Source organism: Alteromonas sp. 4NS20-0143, from assembly GCF_057542855.1.
Genome location: NZ_BAAJLR010000008.1, coordinates 1 through 20,801 on the forward strand (window position 1 = coordinate 1; position 20,801 = coordinate 20,801).

Below are 20,801 nucleotides of genomic sequence, written 5' to 3' on the forward strand. Positions count from 1 at the left end.
TAAAGTTGAGCTAATTGCTCCGATTGCGATGGACGAAGGTCTACGTTTCGCAATCCGTGAAGGTGGTCGTACAGTAGGTGCTGGTGTTGTTGCGAAGATCCTAGACTAATCTAGACTCTGCAAACACTGCACAAAAAAGCGCACTTAGGTGCGCTTTTTTTATGCCTGTGATTTAGAAATTCGGGAGTGAAGCCCCATCAAAAACACGCCGTAAAGCCATCCATGGCGGCTTCACAGCAGCGTCCCTGCTGCTGAGAGTTTTTGACGGGGCTTCACTCCCTCCTTAATTGGCATAACAATAGTTGTGAGGGGAGGAAGAAACACACCGCAGACCCATCCATGTAGCTGCGAGTCTGAGCTATAGCTGCTTAACAGAGTAACCTTTTTGCTCAAGCAGCTTAAGTACGTTGTCTTCGCCAACGAGATGGCCTGCACCTACTAGTACAAACTCTTGGTCGTCATCACCAAACATAGCTTCTATTTGAGGTATCCAGTTTATATTGCGTTTGGTAAACACATCGTCATAGGATTCTGGCGCTTCTTGTTTGAAGGTTTGAATAACCAGTGTGTTTAGGGCTTCTGTATCACCCGCACGCCACGCTTTTATCGTTTGTTCAAGTTCGCTTTTAAGATCGGGTAAAGTCGCCAGAGTTTCGGATATAAAGCGTTCTTCCTCACCGTCGCCTAAATTAGCAAGCATGTTAATTTGAAAGTCCAGTGACTCTAAATATTCTCTATCCTTGTTGTCTCGCTTTGCTAATTGAGTGAAATAGGCGTCTACACCTTCGCCAGCCATTTGCGCTCGTTGTGCTTCCATCGTGACTAACATAGTCGTGACAAAACCCGGCTTAAAACTGGCTAACTGATTTGCACTAGCGCCGAAGGCAGATAAATATTGGTCTAAGGCCTTAAAGGTTTCGTCTGTCAGAGTATCTTTAAGCGTTTCCCCATTCTGGTAGGATAGCTCCATCATCATCTGTTGCTGCGCGGCAACATCTGTTGAGTCAGGTAGCTCGGCTTCAAAAACCACGGTGTCACTTTGCTGATAGATGGCAGTGAATTGTGTGGGTAACGGGAACTCTGATACCGGGAGAATGTGAATAGTGCCACCAATATAGACGGTATCACCGTTTTTGGTTACTTCCCAAATAGAGGTGCCATCGTTGCCATTGCTGGCATTTTCAGCGCTTTCAGTACTGAGCGCGGTGGTCGATAGCAACGCAAGCCCAATTCCTGCAGCCAATTTGCGAAAAGTACGTGATTTCATGTCAATTTCCTTATTAGTCGTCATTAGTCGCAATGTATGTCTGTAGGTAAGAAATAAATGGCAACGTTGTTTGTTATTGGTTTTTCGGAGATAGTTATAACCTAAGAGCTTACTAAATAATACTGCACTTGCCCTTTTTACCGGAGCATGTGTATTAGAAAGTGTTTATAAGCTTATATCTACTCACTGGTGTGCATCTACTGATGTTTTATTACTGCGGTTTAATCACGGCTGTTTAAACTGACTGGTTCAGTCTGTATTCTTCTATAACGTATTCTGTAACAAGCACTCTCTGGTCGATTACCCTTCGTAAAGAGTATTTAGCACAAAGCAGTTTTAGCGTGCTCATGTACAGAATTTAACTGCTGTGCAGGGCTCTATTTTTGAGTCAAAGCAGCATCTATCGCGCCAGGTATTTCAATATACGTATTTCAAGATACGTATTTCAATAATGGGGAAATAAAGGCCATGCCTGATAATACAAATAATTCATCCCACGGCCTTAGTCGCACCATCGACACTCCTGCAGGCTTAAGTGATGAAATGAAGCAGGCAATGTCCCAGTTTCCTACACCTTCTTTAAATGCCGTTAAAGCTAATTCGCCTTGTACCAAAGCGCAGTGGCTTGAGCAGATACACTTGGTCAACACCCAGCAAAAGAAGAAAGTAAAAGCGATGCGCAAGCAGTTTAACGTTGCCGTTGAGCTAATAAGCGTTGCGGGAGTGAGCATTCGTAAAGTGACGCCTACCGATATTAACGCGGGTTTTGAAGGAAAGGTATATATCGACCTTCACGGCGGTGCTTATGTCTTTTTTGCAGGCCTTCCAAGCATTGAGGAGGGCATTTTAATCGCCAGCAGGTTGGGTATTGTGGTGTATTGTGTTGATTACCGCATGCCACCCTCTGCGCCGTCTCATCAAGCCTTAGATGATGCGTTTACCGCTTATTGCCATTTGAAGGATAGCTATGGTGCTAACAATATTTTTGTCGGAGGCACATCAGCAGGCGGTGGGCTAGCACTATCACTACTGCAAAAGCTTAAGAAGCAAAATATTGAGCTACCAATAGCAGCTTATACAGGTACGCCTTGGGCAGACTTATCTAATATCAGTGATTCGTTAGTTATCAATGAGGGCGTCGATAGAATACTTGTGAGTTACCAAGGGGTGCTTAAGGCTGCGGCTATGCTGTACGCAGGCAAACATTCGCTCACAGAACCTAGCGTTTCTCCTGTGTATGGTGATTTTACTGGGTTACCACCCACAATATTGGTGACAGGAACACGAGATTTATTTTTAAGTGACACGGTGCGAGTGAATCGCAAATTAAGGGAGTGCGGTATTCACACTCAGCTAGAGGTTTTTGAAGGGCTCTCTCATGCTGACTATTTAGTGGCGCACAATACGCCGGAATCGGTGACAGTATACAAAGAGATAAAGCAGTTTTTCTTAAACGCTATTTAGGGCGAGTCACTATTAAATGAAAGGGCGCCTTAGTCATGCTGAGGTGCCCTTTTTATCAATATCTATTCAAGATCTCAATATCTATTCTAGATAAGTAAGGCATACTCTTTAAGAGCCAAAAATAACTGTTAATACTGCTACCGCAGCGCCTATTCCCGCAATTTTAAGCCCGTTTTTGTACATGGGTAACTTTGGCATAAACATTAAAAACGCCGACACTACAAAAAATAGCAAGCTTACGCCAAACGCAATGTTTAAGTAGAATAAAGGGCTGTTGTTCGTCGCCTTGTGAAGCTTTACCATTTTAGCTAACACAATAGGGTAGTCTTTTCGTGTTAGTGTGGCTGTGCCCGATGCCTTATCGTATTCACCTACATTAAGCGTGATAGTGTCGTTGTCTTCACTAATAACCTTTAAGCCTCTTAATTTAATAGCAGAACTCACATCTTCTGCCGATAGGTTTGCGCTGAGCTGTCGAGTTTGCACCTGCTCATACTTTAAAAAGTCAGTGGGCCTGAAAATGAGCAAGACACCGCTCAATGCATAAATTGCCATGATCCCAGATAAAAAGAAGCCCAACCATCGGTGGTACTTACGAAACGCCATGTGAAGTTTTGGTGATGCCATTTTATTTACTTTATGTGTGAAATTTGATTAATGAGACGCTTTATAAACGAGAATGATTCTTTTTTAAAGTATTAGACTGTCAATTACACGTAAATAAAGACGAATTGATGAGGCTGTAGCAAATTCTGTTCAACCTCAGTTAAGAGGGCTAAGCCTTACCTTTGATTGTTTCGATTGTTTCGATTGTTAGTGCATTGGTATGACTTGTTTGAATCGGCTTTTAGAAAGTTAGACTTTGGTCTAATATCGCCTCGCATTGTGTGTAAAAAATGCTTTAATTACGGGTTATTAGGTTTTACACATAAATAACAAAACAGAGCGCACATACGTGCCTGGCCAAAACGACAGTGGGAAAACTTTATGCAGTCTATAGCTATTGTAATACTTGGGATCATCGGAATGCTTTTCGGGTGGTTTGTGTATTCAAAATTTATCGCTAACCGCATTTTCAAGTTAGACGATAATTTTGTCACGCCCGCTCATACCGAGCAGGACGGAAAAGATTTCGTGCCTACCAATAAAGTCGTGCTCTGGGGGCACCATTTTACGTCAGTTGCTGGTGCGGCTCCCATTGTAGGGCCTGCAATCGCGGTGTACTGGGGATGGGTTCCCGCTGTGCTTTGGGTTGTATTTGGTACAATACTGTTCGCTGGTGTTCACGATATGGGCGCACTGTGGGCCAGTGGCCGGCATAAAGGAAAGTCAATGGGAGCATTGTCTGAAAGCGTTATCGGTAAGCGCTCTCGCTCGTTGTTCATGATTGTTATTTTCCTCGTTCTTCTCATGGTGAATGCGGTGTTTGGTGTGGTGATTGCGAATTCCTTTGTGTCCCAGCCTACGGCTGTTTTTCCTGCGTGGATGGCAATAGCGGTTGCCTTGATTATTGGGCAGCTTTTAAAACGTAATTTTGCGCTAATACCTCTGTGTCTTGTGGGCATTGTCGTGCTTTATGCCTCTGTGTATGCAGGAAGCTATATTCCAATCAGCTTACCGGAGACCATGTTTGGCCTAGCGGATAAAGCTAACTGGATTGTCATTCTATTTATCTACGCAGCTATTGCCTCACTGTTACCGGTATGGATGCTGCTCCAGCCTCGGGATTTTATCAACGGTATGCAGTTATTAGTGGGGCTGTTTTTACTCTATGGCGCTGTATTTTTCGCCATGCCTGATATCACTGCGCCGGCATTTAACATGCAAACCGCCGTTGATACACCCAGTCTTATCCCTCTTCTTTTTGTCACTATTGCTTGTGGTGCGGTGTCGGGGTTCCACGGCATTGTCGCGTCGGGTACAAGTTCAAAGCAGCTTGATAAAGAAACCGATGCGCGTTTTGTCGGTTACTTAGGTGCGGTTGGTGAGGGTTCACTGGCTCTTATTACTATTGTTGCAGTAAGCGGCGTTGCATTTGCTGCGTCTCCTGAAGAATGGCACGAAGTTTACAGTCATTTAGGCGCGGGTAGCGTAGGTGCGTTTATCACCGGGGGAGCTAATTTAATTCAGCAAGGCTGGGGTTTACCCGTTGATTTCTCATCCACCATTTTAGCCGTTATGGTTGTGCTTTTTGCAGGTACTACGATGGATTCAGGTGTGCGACTTCAGCGTTATATTATTCAAGAATGGGGTGACATTTACTCAGTTGACGCACTGAAAAACGGTGTCGTAGCCACACTGCTTGCGGTGGGATGCTGTTTATTGCTCGCCTTTGGTGCGGGCGGTGCCTCTGGCAGCGGTGGAATGATCATTTGGCCGCTATTCGGCTCAACAAATCAAATACTGGCCAGTCTTACACTATTAGTAATATCAGTCATGCTTATCAAGCTTGGCAGACCAGCGAAGTACACACTTATTCCTATGGTATTCGTGTTGATTATGGCCTTTTTTGCCGGGCTTATTAAACTAAAAGAGTATTACCTGGCAGAGAATTATTTATTGGTATTTCTCGACGCGGTAGTGCTGATTGTTTCTGTATTGGTCATGCTAGAAGCGTTTTCAGTGGTTTCAAAGCTTAAGAAAGACAGTAAGCGCGACACACAGTAACTCCCGTTACTTGTTCATGGTTGACCTCACGCTTTTGCTTCTAGCGAAGTACATCGGGTAGAGCACGTCAACATTTGGCCTACACATTTGTGTAGGCCTTTTTTATTTTCACGACCTAGCTCGATAGGACTTAGCCCAATAAGAACTTGCCCAACACGCTCTTGGTTAACAGGGCTTCAATTTACACGTCCTAATAACTCGAATTGCCCGTGCTCATTTTCTGAATAGGTCATTTTCTGGTATACTTGACGCACGTATACTAAAAAACTGTTTCATGTTTTTTTACGCTTTATTTCGCCCTATTTGAGGAAGCATGTCAGACATCATTCTGCTCGGCCAAAATTTTTTAGCGCTATTCATGGAATCTGCGCCATGGTTACTCTTAGGCCTGGTTGTGGCCGGTGTGATGCATGAATTGGTGCCAGTGTCTTTTCTCGAGCGTCACATGGGAAGTAACTCGATAGGGTCAATCAGTAAGGCTGCAGTAATTGGTGCTCCTTTGCCTTTGTGTTCTTGCGGTGTTATCCCCGCGGCGTTGGGCCTTAGGCGCAGCGGTGCCTCCAAGTCCTCAACTATTTCATTTCTTGTTTCCACGCCTGAAACCGGGGTAGATAGTGTATCGGTTTCGTATGCGTTACTTGGCCCATTATTCGCCATCATCAGACCAATAGCTGCAGTGGCCAGTGCCATATACGCTGGAGTTATGGTTAAAGTGTTCGGCGACTCAGACGACAAAGTGAATAAAACAGCCGAACCCGTGAGTTCGTGTTGTGAAAGCGAAACAACAAAGCCAGTGGAGAGTGCCTCATGCTGCAGTACTAAAGCTGACGTCACCCAGCCCTCGTCATGCTGTAGTAGTTCACAGAAAGAGAGCGGTAATCATAGTACGAATGCCAATAGTAGCGGTGCCGGGCACACTGACCGCTCTTTAAACGCATTTTCAAGTGTCTCAAATGCCGCAGCGTCTGCTGCCCGCGTGGCTCGTTATGCCAGCGGAAAACTACTTGAAGATATAGTGGTGTGGTTATTGATAGGTTTAGCGCTGGCTGCTGCAATTAAAACGTGGGTGCCCACCGACTTTTTAACGCAGTGGGGTGACGGCCTTGTTGCTATGCTGGTAATGGCATTTATTGGTATTCCGATGTACATCTGCGCAACGGCCTCAACGCCCTTAGCCGTTGGTTTCTTGGCAGCAGGGTTATCGCCTGGTGCTATACTGGTGTTTCTTATGGCGGGACCTGCAACGAACATATCTACTATGGGTATGATTAAGCAGGAAATGGGGTTGAAGACCCTTGCGCTGTATTTGTTTAGCGTGGTGTCGGCAAGTATTGCATTTGGCTATTTGCTTAACTACCTTGTGTCGGCGATGTCGCTTCAAGGGCTAATTCAAACCCAATCTGCGCTCCATGAACACGGCGGTGGAATTCAGGTCGCTTATGCGTTAAGCGCTATCATACTCGGTGCTTTGATGCTGCGCATTGGCATCAATAAACTTATGCAGTATCGCCACACGCAAACGCCATCATCATGCTGTCATTAAATACAAATAATCTATCAGTGCGCTTGTAACGCCTGCGATGTTCCTCATAATATAATGCTGCGATATAACAATAATAACTCGCAGCTTTATCTAATCCTTATGGAAACCCTACATGCTTTTACTTATTGTGTACGTGTTTATTGCACTTGGCTTTTCGTTTCTGTGTTCAATTGCAGAAGCGGTGATCTTGAGTGTGTCTTCTGCTTATATCTCCGTACTGGAAAAAGAAAACGCGCCAAGTGGAAGACTGCTGCGTAAACAGACCGACAATATCAATACGCCGTTGTCTGCAATTCTTACGCTTAATACGATTGCCCACACTATGGGAGCTGCCGGTGCCGGAGCTCAAGCTGCATCTGTGTTTGGCGAGGCTTATATAGGTATAATTTCTGCCGTATTAACCTTACTCATTCTCGTGTTTTCTGAAATCATTCCAAAGACCGTGGGAGCAACCTACTGGCGAGCACTCGCCCCCGCTACGGCCTACTTTTTAAAATACCTCGCCCTTATTTTAATGCCCTTTGTGAAAATGTCTGAGTTGCTCACCCGCGGATTTAAAGAAGACAGCCCGTTAAGAGGGTTAAGTCGTAGCGAGCTTCACGCTATGGCCGAGCTATCAGGGCAGGAAGGGCAACTTGCTAACCACGAAGCCTCGTTTTTGCAAAGTCTGCTTAGCCTTCACGAGCTTAAGGTGAAAGACGCAATAACCCATAGAACGGCCTTATTTTCTGTTTCTGAATCGATGACGGTAGAGGCCTTTTTCCACAAGCATTCTAATATCGAGTTCTCGCGTATTCCTGTGTATGAAGATAACGATTCTGAAAACATAACCGGCTATGTGATGCGTTCAGACTTGTTAGTTGCTCAGGCTAGAGGCAACACCGATAAACCCCTGTCTGAATACGCTAAGAATTTAATTACCATTTTAAATATTATGCCATTATCGGTGACGTTTGAGCACTTCATCGATAAGCACGTGCATATGCTGCTGGTGGTTGACGAATATGGCGGTTTAGAAGGGGTTATTACCCTTGAAGATTTGCTAGAACGTTTACTGGGAGTGGACATTGTTGATGAAAAGGATAAAACCGTGAGTATGCGCCGCTTAGCAAAAATGATGACGCGCAGAAAAGAAACGATGATGATTAAAAATGTACCCGATGCGTCCCTTGAGAAGGCGAAAAGCAAGCGCTAAGGTTAAAGTGCTAAGCTGCATTATCACTTGCGAAGCTGCAATGTCTAGCTGTGATGGATGGCTTCAATGAACAGTACTAATACATATACAGAAGTGGCTAGCCTTAACTAGCCCCTTGATAAAAGCCTCTTGTTGAAATCTCTATAACAAAAGCTATACGGCGGAAAATTGTCTAATGAGGTTATGGTAAACGTGGTGCAGTTGATCAAGCTGATCTCTATTTGCGCTTTCGCTGGCAATAAGTGACTGTATAGCTTGGTCCAATTCGAAAAGCGTTTGGCGGATTTGTGGGTCAACTACCATACTCTGCATCCACGTAATAGCTGCCACACGTTCTCCCTGTGTAACTGGAGTGACTTTATGCAGGCTAGATGAGGGGTACAAAATAGCGCTCCCCGCATCACATTTAATGCTTTGCTCACCAAACCCAGTTTGAATAACAAGCTCTCCCCCCTCGTACTCATTAGCTTCACTTAAAAATACGGTCATCGACATATCGCTGCGCAGCACATCGGGTGTATTAGGAATACGCATGATGGCGGCATCGACGTGATAACCGTAATTCTGTGACTCACTGTAACGATTAAAGCAGGGAGGGAATATACGCTGAGGTAACGCAGCAGAAACCACCCTAGGGTGGTTTCCTAGCTTGGCAAGCAACACATTGGCTAACTGTTGCGTGCGTTCGTGCTGGGGATCGGCCTGACCGTTATTTTTAACTCCTGCCGCCATTCCCATAGCCGTTTCTCTACCGTCGTTAAACGGCACGTCATCCAAGGCTGAGCGAAATTGTTTCACTTCGTCAGCATTCAGTAGGTTATCAATAACGATCATAGCTCAGTAATATTCCTTGTATTAGTTTGTTATTAACGACTTAAAACTGGTAATTCACTGTCGCAGTAACGTTTCGTCCGTCACCAAGATACATGAACGAGCCAGAGCGATATGCAGCAGTCCAGTATTCCTCATCAAGCGCATTACCAACGTTCAGTCGAAAAGTGGTTGAATCAGAATGATAGTAGTTGGCAAACAAGTTAACTACCTGATAGCTAGGTACGCGTATAGAATACTCGCCCGCATCAGCATCAAAGCCTGCCGCGGTATCAGGCTGACCGCCATACATTTCAGACTGGTAGCTATAGTCACCGCCAAACGCAAACTTTTCATTTGGCTGATAACGCATCTGTATATAAACACTCTTATCGGCAAAGTTACTCAGCGCAAGGCCGATGTTATCAGCATCATATGACGCGAGTACTTCTGAATCCATTATTGCTGCAGAAGCCTGCATGCTCAGTTTATCAGTAATGTCGCCACTAACTCCAAACTCCACCCCGTCAACTCTGTTCTCACCGGTATTAAGAGAGCCTAGCGTAGTGTAAGCATCTCCAACGCTTTCATGTACATCACTTTTAGTAATGCGGAAAACGGCAGCATTTGCACTTAACTTTTCATCAAACAATAACCATTTTATTCCCAGCTCAATATTCTCAACTTGCTCTGGGTCAGCTTGCGCCGCTTGTTCTGGTGTGCCGCATAAACCGCCGTAACCACAGTTTGCGCCTAAGTCTGATTCGCCGCCATTGATATTAGTTGCAGTACTGTAAGAGGCATAAACATTACCATTTTCCGATACTTCATATACTAGCCCTAAGTGACCATTATAAAGCTCGTCAGAAAACTCGAAAAATTCAGTCGACGTCTCGTTGGTATAGTCATAGCTATCTAAGCGAACGCCAAAGAACACGTTAAGCGCATCGGTGAGTTCAAAAGTATCCATGGCGTAAAGGGAATAGGTTTCAATATCAAACAGGGCATCTACATCGCCGCGGGTAATTTCTTTACCCATAATACTGTTGATGTCATCGGCTACGTTGCCATTGGCATCGGTAATACAAAAGCTGTCTGACACACCACGTCGTCCATCAGTTAAGCAATTAGTGTCGTTAGCATAATCAACGGCAAAAACACCATTGTCTACCGACTCATCAGTGTACTCAAAACCGAATACAAAACGATGCTCTGCACCAGCAAATGAGGTATCCCAAAATAAATTGAACTGTGTGGTGACATAATCAACGTCTTGCCAACCCTGGTGATTACTTAAGGTGAGCGTAGATTCGCCTGGTGCTGTCGGGTCTGTGTCTGCGCGCGTAGAGCCACTTAAACCTGTAGTAACGTACTCGTTCTCTGTTTTACCAAAGCGGGTGGCGTTGTAAAAACGAACGTTATCACTGATATCGTATTCGGTGCGCAGCGTGAAGGTTTTTACTTCAGAATTCATGAAGTCTTCATCTTGTGCATAAACCGGAATATCGCTTAGCGGTTCACCGGCATCACGGTCGAAATAGCTGCCTAAGTCAGGCTTATCTTCTGCATTTAAATAGTAAATATCACCGGTAAACGATAAACGATCGGTAGGTTGATTAACATAAGAAAGCTGTACGCCGTCTCTGCTGCGTTCAATGCCTTCACGACCAGGCATGTCTTCTGAAGAGGTCAGGGCGTTTAGTCGAATGGCGCTATCTTCGCTCAGTGTTTTGTTTAAATCAGTAGTGAAGCGTACGTGCTCATCGGTGCCAATCGCGGCATCTACGCGACCAAAATTATAGCTGGTAGACGCTTTTTTAGTAATTGAGTTTACCGCACCGCCGGATGAACCGCGGCCTGCAAAGGTCGAGCTTGGACCTTTTGTTATTTCAACACGCTCGGTAGCAAAGCTTTCGCGAGTTGTCATACCCGGATCGCGTAATCCATCAACAAACACGTCGCTTCGCGCTTCATGACCGCGAATGATGTAGCGATCGCCAAAAGCATTACCATTTTCGCCAGTACCGAGTGTGACACCAGCCTGGGCAGAGAGGATATCTGCCAGGTCGGTTTTACCACTTTCTTGAATTTGGTCTTGAGTAAGAACACTGATAGTTTGCGGGGTATCGACTAAATCGGCAACACGTCGAGGATCGCCAGATTTGGCGTAACGATAAATAGACTGTTGAACGCCGTGAATACGGATAAGCTCAATGGCTTTATCGTCGGCGGCTTCACACGTTGCAGTAGTGCTGTCTTGGCACTGCTCGCTGCTTGCTTTGGCGATTGGTCCAGTATTCTGCTCTGTGGTGTCTTGAGCCAGTACTGTCGATGAGCCAAATGCCAAGGCTGCGGCGATAGTTTGCGCGCCCATGGTGAGTGTTGTGTTTTTCATTATGCATCCCTGTGTGTGTGCTAAAGGAGGCAGAAGTATAGGGAAACTCCTCACCCATGTAAACGCTAATGAGAATAATTTACATTTGGCATCGCGTTTTAGCGTCTTAACTCATTATCTCGATTTATAATTTGAGACTTACTCTACGAGGTCACAAGGTCAGCTTCTCCAGTGAATAACCGCAAAAAAATAGAGCTAAGTCGTGCACGAGTTAAATATTTATATAAGATTGCGGTACACTACGCACCTACCGCACAACTCAATCTCTCCTTAGCGGGTTAGCTGTAACACTCACAACATGGGTATTTCATGAAAGCGTTGGACATTAAAGGGTTAACAAAAACCTACAAAGGTGGCGTAAAGGCGCTAAAAGGCGTGGACCTTAGCGTGCAAGAGGGCGATTTTTTTGCGTTGCTTGGGCCTAACGGGGCCGGTAAATCCACCACTATTGGTATTATTAGTTCACTGGTTAATCAAACCGGTGGAACGGTGTCGGTGTTTGGTTATGACCTCACCACACAAAAAGAACAAGCCAAAGCGTGCATTGGCTTAGTGCCTCAGGAATTCAATTTCAATCAGTTTGAAACCGTACTTCAAATTGTACTCAATCAAGCGGGTTACTATGGCGTACCGCGCAGTATTGCCAAAGAGCGAGCGAAAAAATACCTCGCCAAGCTTGATCTGTGGGAAAAGCGCGACGCCCGTGCTCGTGAACTCTCAGGTGGTATGAAACGCAGATTAATGATCGCAAGAGCGCTAATGCACGAGCCAAAGCTATTGATTCTTGATGAGCCCACAGCAGGTGTAGATATCGAGATTCGCCGGGCAATGTGGTTATTCCTTGAGGAAATCAATCGCGCAGGTATTACCATTATTCTTACCACGCATTATCTTGAAGAAGCCGAAATGCTCTGTCGCAATATCGCTATTATCAACAAAGGCACCATTGTTGAGAACACGAGCATGAAGTCGTTGCTCTCGAAGCTTAACGTGGAAACTTTTGTGCTTGATGTGCAGCTGCAAGAGCAAAGCAATATGGACGCACTCACATTACATGGTGTTGACCACCGATGGGGAGACAACCATACGCTAGAGGTTGATGTAGAGAAGGCCGAAGGTCTTAACCCGGTATTTACTCAATTGAGTGAGCAGGGCATTCAAGTGATGAGTATGCGCAATAAATCTAATCGGTTAGAAGAACTGTTTGTTCGCTTAGTCGAGTCAGCGAAGCAGGCGGAGTGAAGTTATGAGTAATGAAGCAACACACATGAGTGAAGAGAAAAAAATTAGTTGGGTAAAACAAAACTACGTTGCGCTAACTACAATTTGGATTAAAGAGTGTACCCGATTTTTGCGTATTTGGGTGCAAACCCTTGTTCCACCTGCTATCACTATGAGCCTCTACTTTGTGATTTTCGGTAGCCTTATCGGTAACCGTATTGGTCAAATGGGTGGCTTTAGCTACATGGAGTTTATTGTGCCAGGCTTAATCATGATGTCAGTGATCACAAGCTCCTATTCCAATGTATCTTCTTCGTTTTTTAGCGCTAAATTTCAGCGCAACATTGAAGAGCTATTAGTATCGCCTGTACCAACGTCAGTTATCATTCTAGGCTATGTAGGGGGCGGCGTAGCCAGAGCTATTTTAATTGGCATTATGGTTACTCTCGTGTCGCTATTTTTTGTTGATGTAAAAATCTATAGCTTGGGCATTATCGCCCTTACAGTACTACTTACCTCTACCTTATTTGCAACGGCGGGTCTTATTAATGCGGTTTTCGCAAAGACCTTTGACGACATCAGCGTTGTTCCTACGTTTGTACTTACTCCATTAACCTACCTAGGCGGCGTATTTTATTCTCTTTCGCTGCTGCCTGAGTTTTGGCAATGGGTAAGTAAAGCTAACCCGGTTGTGTATATGGTAAATGGATTCCGCTATGGTTTCTTAGGGGTATCTGACGTAAACATCACCCTGGCGCTCAGCTTGCTGGTGGGGTTCAACGTGTTGTTATTTAGCGTTGCTTACTACTTATTGAAAACCGGTAAAGGAATTCGTAGTTAATGTCAGACGGCAACTCTCGGTCTATTACGACAAATCAAGTTGGTGTGCATGACAAGCTGGATGAATTGGTTTTAAAATATCAGTCTTCGGTTAACAAACGTCCGGTTGGCGAGCATACCCAAGCGGCCTTCGATGAGGTGTCTTTGTGGCTCGGCGGGTTTACTGGCCCTGTTATTTTGGACTCTTGCTGCGGTGTAGGGGAAAGCACGGCGACTATCGCTAAGGCCCACCCTGAGGCGCGTGTGATTGGCGTAGATAAGTCGGCTCAGCGAGTCGAAAAACACAGCCATTATCAAATTGAACAAGATAATTACTGTGTTATTCGCGCCGATGTAAACGATTTTTGGCGGTTAGTTCGTCAGTCTAATTGGCAGGTGGTAAAGCATTACCTCTTGTACCCCAACCCTTACCCAAAGAAGACCCAGGTACAAAAACGATGGCACGGTAGTGCGGCAATGGTGGATTTAATGGCCATTACCACCAACATTGAAGTGCGCAGCAACTGGTTAATTTATCTTATGGAATTTGCTCAGGCGGCAAAGCATTACGGCAGCATTTGCGACCTCAGTGAGGTAAAAGGAGCAAATGCTATGACGCCCTTTGAGCGCAAGTACAGCGGCAGCGGGCAAACGTGCTGGAAGCTCAATTGTCGAAACGAAGAAAGCTAGCGAATTAAATATGCTAGCTACCGCGCTGGCTATTCTTGCTAGCGCGAATCTCAAACTACCTAATGCTGCTGAAGACTTGCTTGAATATTGTGCTGCACGTCGGCAACGGGCGGGCTAAACACATAGCCTTGTGCATATTTAATGGGAAGGCGTTTAACATCGTTTAACAGCTGTTCGTTTTCAATGTGCTCTGCAATAACTGCAATGTGCTGGTGTTCACACAAGGCCAGCACATAGTCGACGTATTCTTTCACCGCGTCTTGCAGCTGATAATGTTTAATCAGTCCGCCCGCAATTTTTATTCCTCGTACTGGTAGGTTCATTAAAGCCCGAATATTCCCCGGACAAGAGCCCACGTTATCAATAAATACTCCTAATCCTGTGTGCATTCCTTTATCAATAAACGACCGAAGCTGCGCCTGATTGGCCAGCGCTGTAGCTGCACTTACTTCAATGCTCGCTCTTTCAGGGTTGGGATAATCGGCAAGTTGCGCAATGAGAGAGTTGATAAGCCCGTCGTTATTCAAGTCGTTGGCAGAAATATTGATGTTCCACGGAATATTCACATTGTGGAAATAACTGGCGCTTTGCAAGAACATACTGGCGGCTAAGGTTTTCACATGCTGTTCCCGTTCTATCAAGTAGAGAAACTCGCTAGGTAAAAACGTTTTGTCGTTTTGGGTTATTAAACGGGCAAGACACTCGTATCGCCATACGCCCTGACTTTCTAAGTCTACGATAGGCTGAAAATACGGAACAATGTCGTCGATTGAAAAATCTTCAGATATTTCACGTATTGGCATAAACAAGTTTCCCCGTTTTTTCGTATTTATTCATAATTAAAATATAGCAGTAAATCTGACATATGCTCCCACTTTGTGGATGGTGGTACGTTGATAGGTATGGCATAAGCATAAATGCCGCTGGTAACCACTTGGCGAAAATTGTAATCTGATGTAAAGTGCGTGCCCCTGAAAGTAATGTGGACGTGATCTGAAAGTCACGTAAAAGTTTTCAGGGTTGGCAACCATTAGACTATGTCAAAGCTATTGGTCAAAGCGAATAACCAAAGCGAATGCGCTGCTCAAACAACTGTGTATTCGATACGAAGTATTTGAAACGAAGTGTTCGATACGAAATTATCGACAAAAAGTAGTCGGCGCTCGGCGCTCGGCGTGAAGTACTCGGGAAAGAGAGCAGGCAGCAGTGCTCAAATAAAAAGAGTTAGGTCGGTATCTTATAACACCACCTATGACTTTCGTTTTATGCAAAATTCGTCAGAAGCGAAACAATAACGTATAGGTTTGATGTGAGGGGTGTGTTTAGTGGGTGAAGCGCAAGTTAGTTTAGAGCACTTGTTTAGGGTCTTTACCAAGCCTGAACACAAAGACTCAAAGCTGGCTCAGATTGAGCAGCATTTATCAGACAATATCTTGGACTTTTTGTCTCAACACGTTGTGACAAAAAAGACCTCGTTGGAAGAAGTAGAAAAAGACTTTTCAGATTCTAAAGTACCAGAGTCTCCGGAGTTTGTTTCCACTCACGCAGAAAGCTTACTTGATAAGCTTGTGGCGCACTCTGTTAATACCTATTCCCCCACGTTTATTGGGCATATGACCTCTGCTTTGCCTTATTTTCACCTGCCGCTTTCAAAGCTTATGGTGGGGCTTAACCAGAACTTGGTTAAAATAGAGACCTCTAAAGCATTCACTCCTCTTGAGCGCCAAGTTATAGGCATGATGCATAACTTGGTATACGACCAGCCTGAAGCCTTTTACGACGCTCACCTCCACAGTGCAGCCCACTCTCTCGGTGCATTCTGTTCTGGCGGAACCATCGCCAACATTACGGCACTCTGGGTAGCAAGAAACAAGCTTTTGGGCCCGCAAAAAGGTTTTGCAGGCGTTGCCAGAGCCGGGTTGGCAGCGGCATACCGTTTTCACAATATCAACAACATGGGCATTATGTGCAGCAAGCGCGGGCACTATTCGTTGTCTAAGGCTGTTGATGTGTTGGGAATTGGTCGAGAGCAGCTTATTACTTTACCTGCGCCTCAGCAAACACTCGACCCTGAGAAAGCGTTGCGCGCTGGTCAGCGTTATCAAGAAGAGGGCAATAAGTTGCTCGCTATTGTTGGTGTTGGCGGTACCACCGAGACAGGACATGTTGACCCACTCGATGAATTAGCCGATGTTGCCAAAGAGTTAGGCTGTTGGTTCCATGTTGATGCAGCGTGGGGTGGGGCTACGTTATTTTCACCTCGCTATCGCGACCGTTTAAAAGGCATTGAGCGTGCAGACTCGGTGACAATTGACGCCCATAAACAAATGTATGTGCCCATGGGCGCTGGAATGGCGTTATTTAAAAACCCTGAAGATGCCAATGCGGTTAGACATCACGCGCAATACATATTACGTGCTGGTTCAAAAGATTTAGGCGCCACTACCCTTGAGGGTTCTCGCAACGGTATGGCCATGATGGTCTATTCGGCGCTGCATATTTTTGGTCGTAAGGGTTACGAGCTATTGATAGACAGCAGTATTGATAAAGCCCATGATTTTGCGGGCATGATCAATAAGGCGCAAGATTTTGAATTAACGACTAGTCCAACGCTATCACTGCTTACTTATCGGGTTTGCCCAGTAGAAGTTCAGCAAGCGCTTAAAACGGCCTCCTCAGCCATGCGAAAAGCCATTAATCAGAAGATTGATGCGTTAGTAGTTGCTGTTCAAAAGCAACAGCGTGAAGCGGGTAAGTCGTTTGTGTCTCGAACGCGTCTTGAAGCGCCAGATTATCCTACGCAGTGCATTACCGTCTTTAGAGTTGTACTGGCAAATCCATTGACTAGCCACAACGATTTAGCCGCTATTTTAGCGGAGCAGCATATTATTGCGAAGGGAACGAAAGCGTGGGCATCGCTCATTGAATTTGTTCAAAACAACGACGTGCAAAGTATTGCCTAATAAGTGCTGATAACAGCAATTTTATCAGCCTCTTTACCCATGATTTAACGGCTCATAAGCCTGCCACGCATTTTGATGTATCCTCACTGACTCTTTAAGGGCAATTGCTAGCGGTTGCTCTTATAAAGCAACCTGCAAATTATCAATCAATCGAGTAGTTCCCATAAATAGCGCCACCACGATAACAAGGTGCTTATCGCCAGCGACAGGGCGTTGCAACGTATCAGCATTAACAATGCTGACATAATCGTTTTTGAAACCCTTAGCTTCAAGATTACTCACGATTGAATCGGCAATATCGCTAAATTGAGTGTTGCCTTGCTCAATTAGCGCTTTTGCTCGTGTCATTTCTTGGTAGATAAAGCTAGCGGTTGCCTTTTGTTCATGGCTTAAATAGCCATTGCGAGAACTCATGGCAAGTCCGGATGCTTCGCGCTGGGTAGGTACGCCGTGCACATTAACCGACATGGAAAGGTCGCGTACCATAGTACGAATAACTTGAAGCTGCTGAAAATCCTTTTCACCGAAAAAGGCATCGTCAGGCTGCACCATGTTAAATAGCTTACTGACCACGGTGGCTACACCGCGAAAATGGCCGGGGCGGCTTGCGCCACACAGCACATCTGATATCCCCGGCACTTCCACATAGGTTTGTGCTTTAAGGCCGCACGGGTACATATCGCTCACGCTGGGTAAAAACACCGCATCAACGCCGTCGTTGACCAGCTTGGCTTTGTCCTCTTCTATGGTTCTTGGATAGGCATCTAGGTCTTCATTTTCGCCAAACTGCATGGGGTTAACAAAGATACTCACAATAACAATATCGTTATGTGATTTAGCGCGTTTCACCAATTGAAGGTGTCCATCGTGAAGGTTTCCCATAGTAGGAACAAAACCAACCGAACGGCCTGTGCGTTTGCAATCGCTGACTACTTCGCGAAGCGATGCAATATCACTAATCACCTTCATAAAAACCTCATTATTTAAGCTGTGTTATTTGAGCCTGACTCTCAAATTGAGCGTGACTCTCAAAACTGTATCAATCTAGCGTGCTACTCGAAACTATGTTCAGTAGAGGGAAATTTGCCACGCTCAACGTCGTCAATGTACTGCGCCACGGCTTTACGCATGTCTCCAGTCTCAACGAGGTAGTTTTTAGAGAACTTAGGCATGTAGTTAGCGCTAATGCCAAACATATCGTGCATAACTAAAATTTGCCCGTCGGTGTCTTTGCCAGCGCCAATACCGATAACAGGTATGGTGAGGGTCTCGCTAATTAACTTACCGAGCGATGAGGGAACGCATTCAAGCACTAGTAACTGTATACCAGCGGCTTCTAGGGCTTTAGCCTCTTGAACAAGCTTTTGTGCTTGCTCATCGCCGCGACCTTGTACTTTAAAGCCACCGAATACATGCACAGACTGCGGCGTTAAGCCTAAATGACCACACACAGGCACACCTCGAAGGTTAAGCCCCGCAATGGTGTCACACAACCAGCTTCCGCCTTCCATCTTAACCATGCTTGCGCCAGCGGCCATGAGCGTTGCCGCATTGCCGTAGGTTTGCTCAGCCGTGGCGTAAGACATAAACGGCATGTCGGCAATCACGAATGCACGTTGAGTGCCTTTTCGAACGCTTTTGGTGTGATAGGCAATATCGTCTATTGTCACTGGGAGAGTGTCATCTTCGCCTTGTAAAACCATGCCCAGTGAATCGCCAATTAAGAGAGCATCAATGCCTTGCTCATCAAACATTTTGGCAAAGCTGGCATCGTAAGCAGTTAAAGAGGTAATCTTTTCACCGGCTTGCTTCTTTTTGAGCAGGCCAGAAACAGTAACTTTCTTCATAACAAGGTCCAGATGTTTTTATCAAGAGGGGAACTATACGGATTTTGCTATTAATTGGAAGCGCGCAGGCGTCTGAGACCGTCTAGCGAACAGTTAGCTACCCAGTTTGCAATGGGCTTTCCGTCTTTCATCACCATGGTAGGGGCAATTTCAAATAGCGGCACCATTACAAATTCTCTTTCGGCCATTCCATAGTGTGGAATAATTAAGTCAGCGGTATCGATATGCTCACTGCCGTAAAGCAAAATGTCTAAATCGAGGGTGCGAGGGCCCCATCGATCGCCTTTTCGCTCTCTTCCACATTCAAGCTCTATGCTTTGCAATTGCTTTAATAGGCTGTGAGGTTTAAGGGTGGTTTCTATCAGGCACACGGCATTAATGTAATCGGGCTGATCTTGGGGACCCATTGGCTTACTGGCATACAGCGATGAGGTTTTCAGTAAACGAGTACCTTCAAGATTATCGATAGCGTCAAAGGCATCTGTAGCCTGCTGCTCGCTATCGCCTAAATTACTTCCTATACCAATATACACATGCTCTTTAAGCATCAGAATCTCTCTTAACCGGACGGCGCTTGCGTTTGCGCGGCGCACCCTTACCTGCGCTATCAGCTCTTTTCAGGGCGTTAAGCATGCCTTTTTGCTTACCACTTTCAGCATGCTGGAAGTGTGTCCACCACTGCGCAAGCTCTAACAAATCGCCACCTTCGGTTTGACCTCTTGCGAGTAAGAAATCATAGCCGGCTCTAAACTTAGGATGAGTAAGTAACTGAAAAGCGCGACGACCAAAGCGTTTAGGAAGGCGCTGCTGCAAGATCCAAATGTCTCGCATCACAGTGGAAAAACGCTTAGGGATCATGATGCGCTGCGTTTGCTTAGCAATGACTTCACTTGAGGCAATATTAAAGGCGTCATGGGCATTTAACCCAGATTCCAACTGCAGACGTTGAGATTGCTCTTCAACGGGGTACCATAATAATGCGGCATACAAGAACGCGGGGGTGACCCGTTGTTCGTTGTTAATTCTCTCATCGGTATTGGCAAGAACGTGACGTACAAACTGCATTTCTTTGCTGTTTTCGTCTTTCAAAAACGGCGCTAATTGAGGGAATAGTTGGTCGATAAGACCGTATTCGCGCATCATTAAAAACGTTTCTTCGCCCTTACCGGATAAAAACAATTTCAGCGTTTCTTCAAAGAGGCGCGCAGGTGGAATATTTTGAAGCAAGCTCGCCAAATTTTTAATAGGCGCAGCCGTCGATGTTTCAATACGCATCGACAGCTTAACGGCAAAGCGAACGGCGCGAAGCATACGGACAGGGTCTTCGCGATAGCGAGTTTCTGGGTCGCCCATTAACGCCACTTCGCGTTTTTCAATTGCAGCCAGACCGTTGGCAAAGTCTTTTACCGTAAAATCAGCGACGCTGTAATACATGGCGTTAAATGTGAAATCTCGGCGCTCTGCATCTTCTTCAATAGAGCCAAACACGTTATCTCTAACAAGCTGCCCTTGCGCGTCTTGTGAGCCTGTGGCTTTATTTTTTGGAACAGCTTCGCTTTCATCCGTTTCTTGATGGTGGCCACGGAAGGTCGCTACTTCAATAATTTCTCTGCCGAACACAATATGGGCAAGGCGAAACCGGCGGCCTATTAAGCGGCAGTTCCGAAACAGCCCTTTTATCTGATCAGGTGTAGCATTGGTAACCACATCAAAATCTTTTGGTTCGTAACCCATCAAAATGTCGCGAACACAGCCCCCGACTAAATAAGACTCGAAGCCTGCTCCGTTAAGGCGATACATGACTTTTAACGCATTAGCACTGATATCTTCGCGAGAAATACCATGCTCACCTCGAGTCATTACTCGGGGTTGTAATGCTTTGTCAGACGAGCTCTCTTTTGAGAATGCACGCTTAACAGA

General features: G+C 45.4%; 18 protein-coding genes. 9 read left to right on the plus strand and 9 right to left on the minus strand.

Annotation, left to right across the window (positions count from 1 at the left end; all coding sequences use genetic code 11):
* Positions 1-109 (plus strand): EF-Tu C-terminal domain-related protein (locus AC27HD_RS15065; protein WP_487107037.1); only part of this gene is annotated, 109 nt, incomplete at its 5' end.
* Positions 110-358: 249 nt separating this feature from the next.
* On the opposite strand, the gene AC27HD_RS15070 is transcribed toward AC27HD_RS15065, so the two are convergent.
* On the minus strand, positions 359-1,267 hold the full coding sequence (locus AC27HD_RS15070; RefSeq protein ID WP_487106855.1) for a TraB/GumN family protein: 909 nt from the start codon (positions 1,265-1,267) through the stop codon (positions 359-361).
* Positions 1,268-1,735: 468 nt separating this feature from the next.
* On the opposite strand from AC27HD_RS15070, the gene AC27HD_RS15075 reads away from it, so the two are divergent.
* On the plus strand, positions 1,736-2,731 hold the full coding sequence (locus AC27HD_RS15075) for an alpha/beta hydrolase (RefSeq protein WP_487106857.1): 996 nt from the start codon (positions 1,736-1,738) through the stop codon (positions 2,729-2,731).
* A 108-nt stretch (positions 2,732-2,839) separates the two neighbouring features.
* Here AC27HD_RS15075 and AC27HD_RS15080 read toward each other — a convergent pair whose 3' ends face one another.
* Positions 2,840-3,358 carry a hypothetical protein gene (locus tag AC27HD_RS15080; protein ID WP_487106859.1) on the minus strand — a complete coding sequence of 173 codons (519 nt, stop codon included), beginning with the start codon at positions 3,356-3,358 and terminating at the stop codon, positions 2,840-2,842.
* A gap of 360 nt (positions 3,359-3,718) precedes the next feature.
* Here AC27HD_RS15080 and AC27HD_RS15085 point away from each other — a divergent pair, with 360 nt between their 5' ends.
* The 3 genes from AC27HD_RS15085 (at position 3,719) to AC27HD_RS15095 (ending at position 8,136) form a co-directional block, all read left to right on the plus strand.
* Positions 3,719-5,398 (plus strand): carbon starvation CstA family protein, encoded by a 1,680-nt coding sequence (locus AC27HD_RS15085; RefSeq protein WP_269520106.1) that lies wholly within the window; start codon positions 3,719-3,721, stop codon positions 5,396-5,398.
* Between the two features lie 313 nt (positions 5,399-5,711).
* Complete coding sequence (locus AC27HD_RS15090; protein WP_487106861.1) at positions 5,712-6,941, plus strand: SO_0444 family Cu/Zn efflux transporter; 1,230 nt, start codon at positions 5,712-5,714, stop codon at positions 6,939-6,941.
* 112 nt (positions 6,942-7,053) lie between these two features.
* Complete coding sequence (locus AC27HD_RS15095) at positions 7,054-8,136, plus strand: CNNM domain-containing protein (protein ID WP_487106863.1); 1,083 nt, start codon at positions 7,054-7,056, stop codon at positions 8,134-8,136.
* A gap of 153 nt (positions 8,137-8,289) precedes the next feature.
* Here the strand turns inward: AC27HD_RS15095 and AC27HD_RS15100 are convergent, their stop codons facing one another.
* Both AC27HD_RS15100 and AC27HD_RS15105 read right to left on the minus strand, forming a co-directional pair.
* Positions 8,290-8,970, minus strand: coding sequence for a Fe2+-dependent dioxygenase (locus AC27HD_RS15100; protein WP_487106865.1), 681 nt, complete (start codon positions 8,968-8,970; stop codon positions 8,290-8,292).
* Positions 8,971-9,010: 40 nt separating this feature from the next.
* Positions 9,011-11,341 (minus strand): TonB-dependent receptor, encoded by a 2,331-nt coding sequence (locus AC27HD_RS15105; RefSeq protein ID WP_487106867.1) that lies wholly within the window; start codon positions 11,339-11,341, stop codon positions 9,011-9,013.
* A 309-nt stretch (positions 11,342-11,650) separates the two neighbouring features.
* Here AC27HD_RS15105 and AC27HD_RS15110 point away from each other — a divergent pair, with 309 nt between their 5' ends.
* The 3 genes from AC27HD_RS15110 to trmB are packed head-to-tail and all read left to right on the plus strand — an operon-like array spanning position 11,651 to position 14,071.
* Complete coding sequence (locus AC27HD_RS15110) at positions 11,651-12,583, plus strand: ABC transporter ATP-binding protein (protein WP_487106869.1); 933 nt, start codon at positions 11,651-11,653, stop codon at positions 12,581-12,583.
* Positions 12,584-12,587: 4 nt separating this feature from the next.
* Complete coding sequence (locus AC27HD_RS15115) at positions 12,588-13,403, plus strand: ABC transporter permease (protein ID WP_487106871.1); 816 nt, start codon at positions 12,588-12,590, stop codon at positions 13,401-13,403.
* A complete protein-coding gene (gene trmB, locus AC27HD_RS15120; RefSeq protein ID WP_032094973.1) occupies positions 13,403-14,071 on the plus strand; it encodes a tRNA (guanine(46)-N(7))-methyltransferase TrmB in 669 nt (222 codons plus the stop codon). Before AC27HD_RS15115 ends, trmB begins: the two co-directional genes overlap by 1 nt.
* Positions 14,072-14,130: 59 nt before the next feature.
* Here trmB and AC27HD_RS15125 read toward each other — a convergent pair whose 3' ends face one another.
* The gene (locus tag AC27HD_RS15125; RefSeq protein WP_032094972.1) at positions 14,131-14,874 is read right to left on the minus strand and encodes an EAL domain-containing protein; all 744 of its coding nucleotides are present in this window, start codon (positions 14,872-14,874) and stop codon (positions 14,131-14,133) included.
* Positions 14,875-15,396: 522 nt separating this feature from the next.
* Between AC27HD_RS15125 and panP the strand changes: the two genes are divergently transcribed.
* Positions 15,397-17,034 (plus strand): pyridoxal-dependent aspartate 1-decarboxylase PanP, encoded by a 1,638-nt coding sequence (gene panP, locus AC27HD_RS15130; protein ID WP_032094971.1) that lies wholly within the window; start codon positions 15,397-15,399, stop codon positions 17,032-17,034.
* A gap of 120 nt (positions 17,035-17,154) precedes the next feature.
* Here the strand turns inward: panP and panC are convergent, their stop codons facing one another.
* The 4 genes from panC to pcnB form a co-directional block, all read right to left on the minus strand.
* The gene (panC, locus tag AC27HD_RS15135; RefSeq protein WP_032094970.1) at positions 17,155-18,003 is read right to left on the minus strand and encodes a pantoate--beta-alanine ligase; all 849 of its coding nucleotides are present in this window, start codon (positions 18,001-18,003) and stop codon (positions 17,155-17,157) included.
* An 83-nt stretch (positions 18,004-18,086) separates the two neighbouring features.
* Positions 18,087-18,881, minus strand: coding sequence for a 3-methyl-2-oxobutanoate hydroxymethyltransferase (panB, locus tag AC27HD_RS15140; RefSeq protein WP_032094969.1), 795 nt, complete (start codon positions 18,879-18,881; stop codon positions 18,087-18,089).
* A 50-nt stretch (positions 18,882-18,931) separates the two neighbouring features.
* Positions 18,932-19,429, minus strand: coding sequence for a 2-amino-4-hydroxy-6-hydroxymethyldihydropteridine diphosphokinase (gene folK / locus AC27HD_RS15145; protein ID WP_032094968.1), 498 nt, complete (start codon positions 19,427-19,429; stop codon positions 18,932-18,934).
* Positions 19,422-20,741, minus strand: coding sequence for a polynucleotide adenylyltransferase PcnB (gene pcnB, locus AC27HD_RS15150; RefSeq protein ID WP_487106872.1), 1,320 nt, complete (start codon positions 20,739-20,741; stop codon positions 19,422-19,424). The genes folK and pcnB overlap by 8 nt, the downstream gene beginning before the upstream one ends.
* Positions 20,742-20,801: the final 60 nt, after the last annotated feature.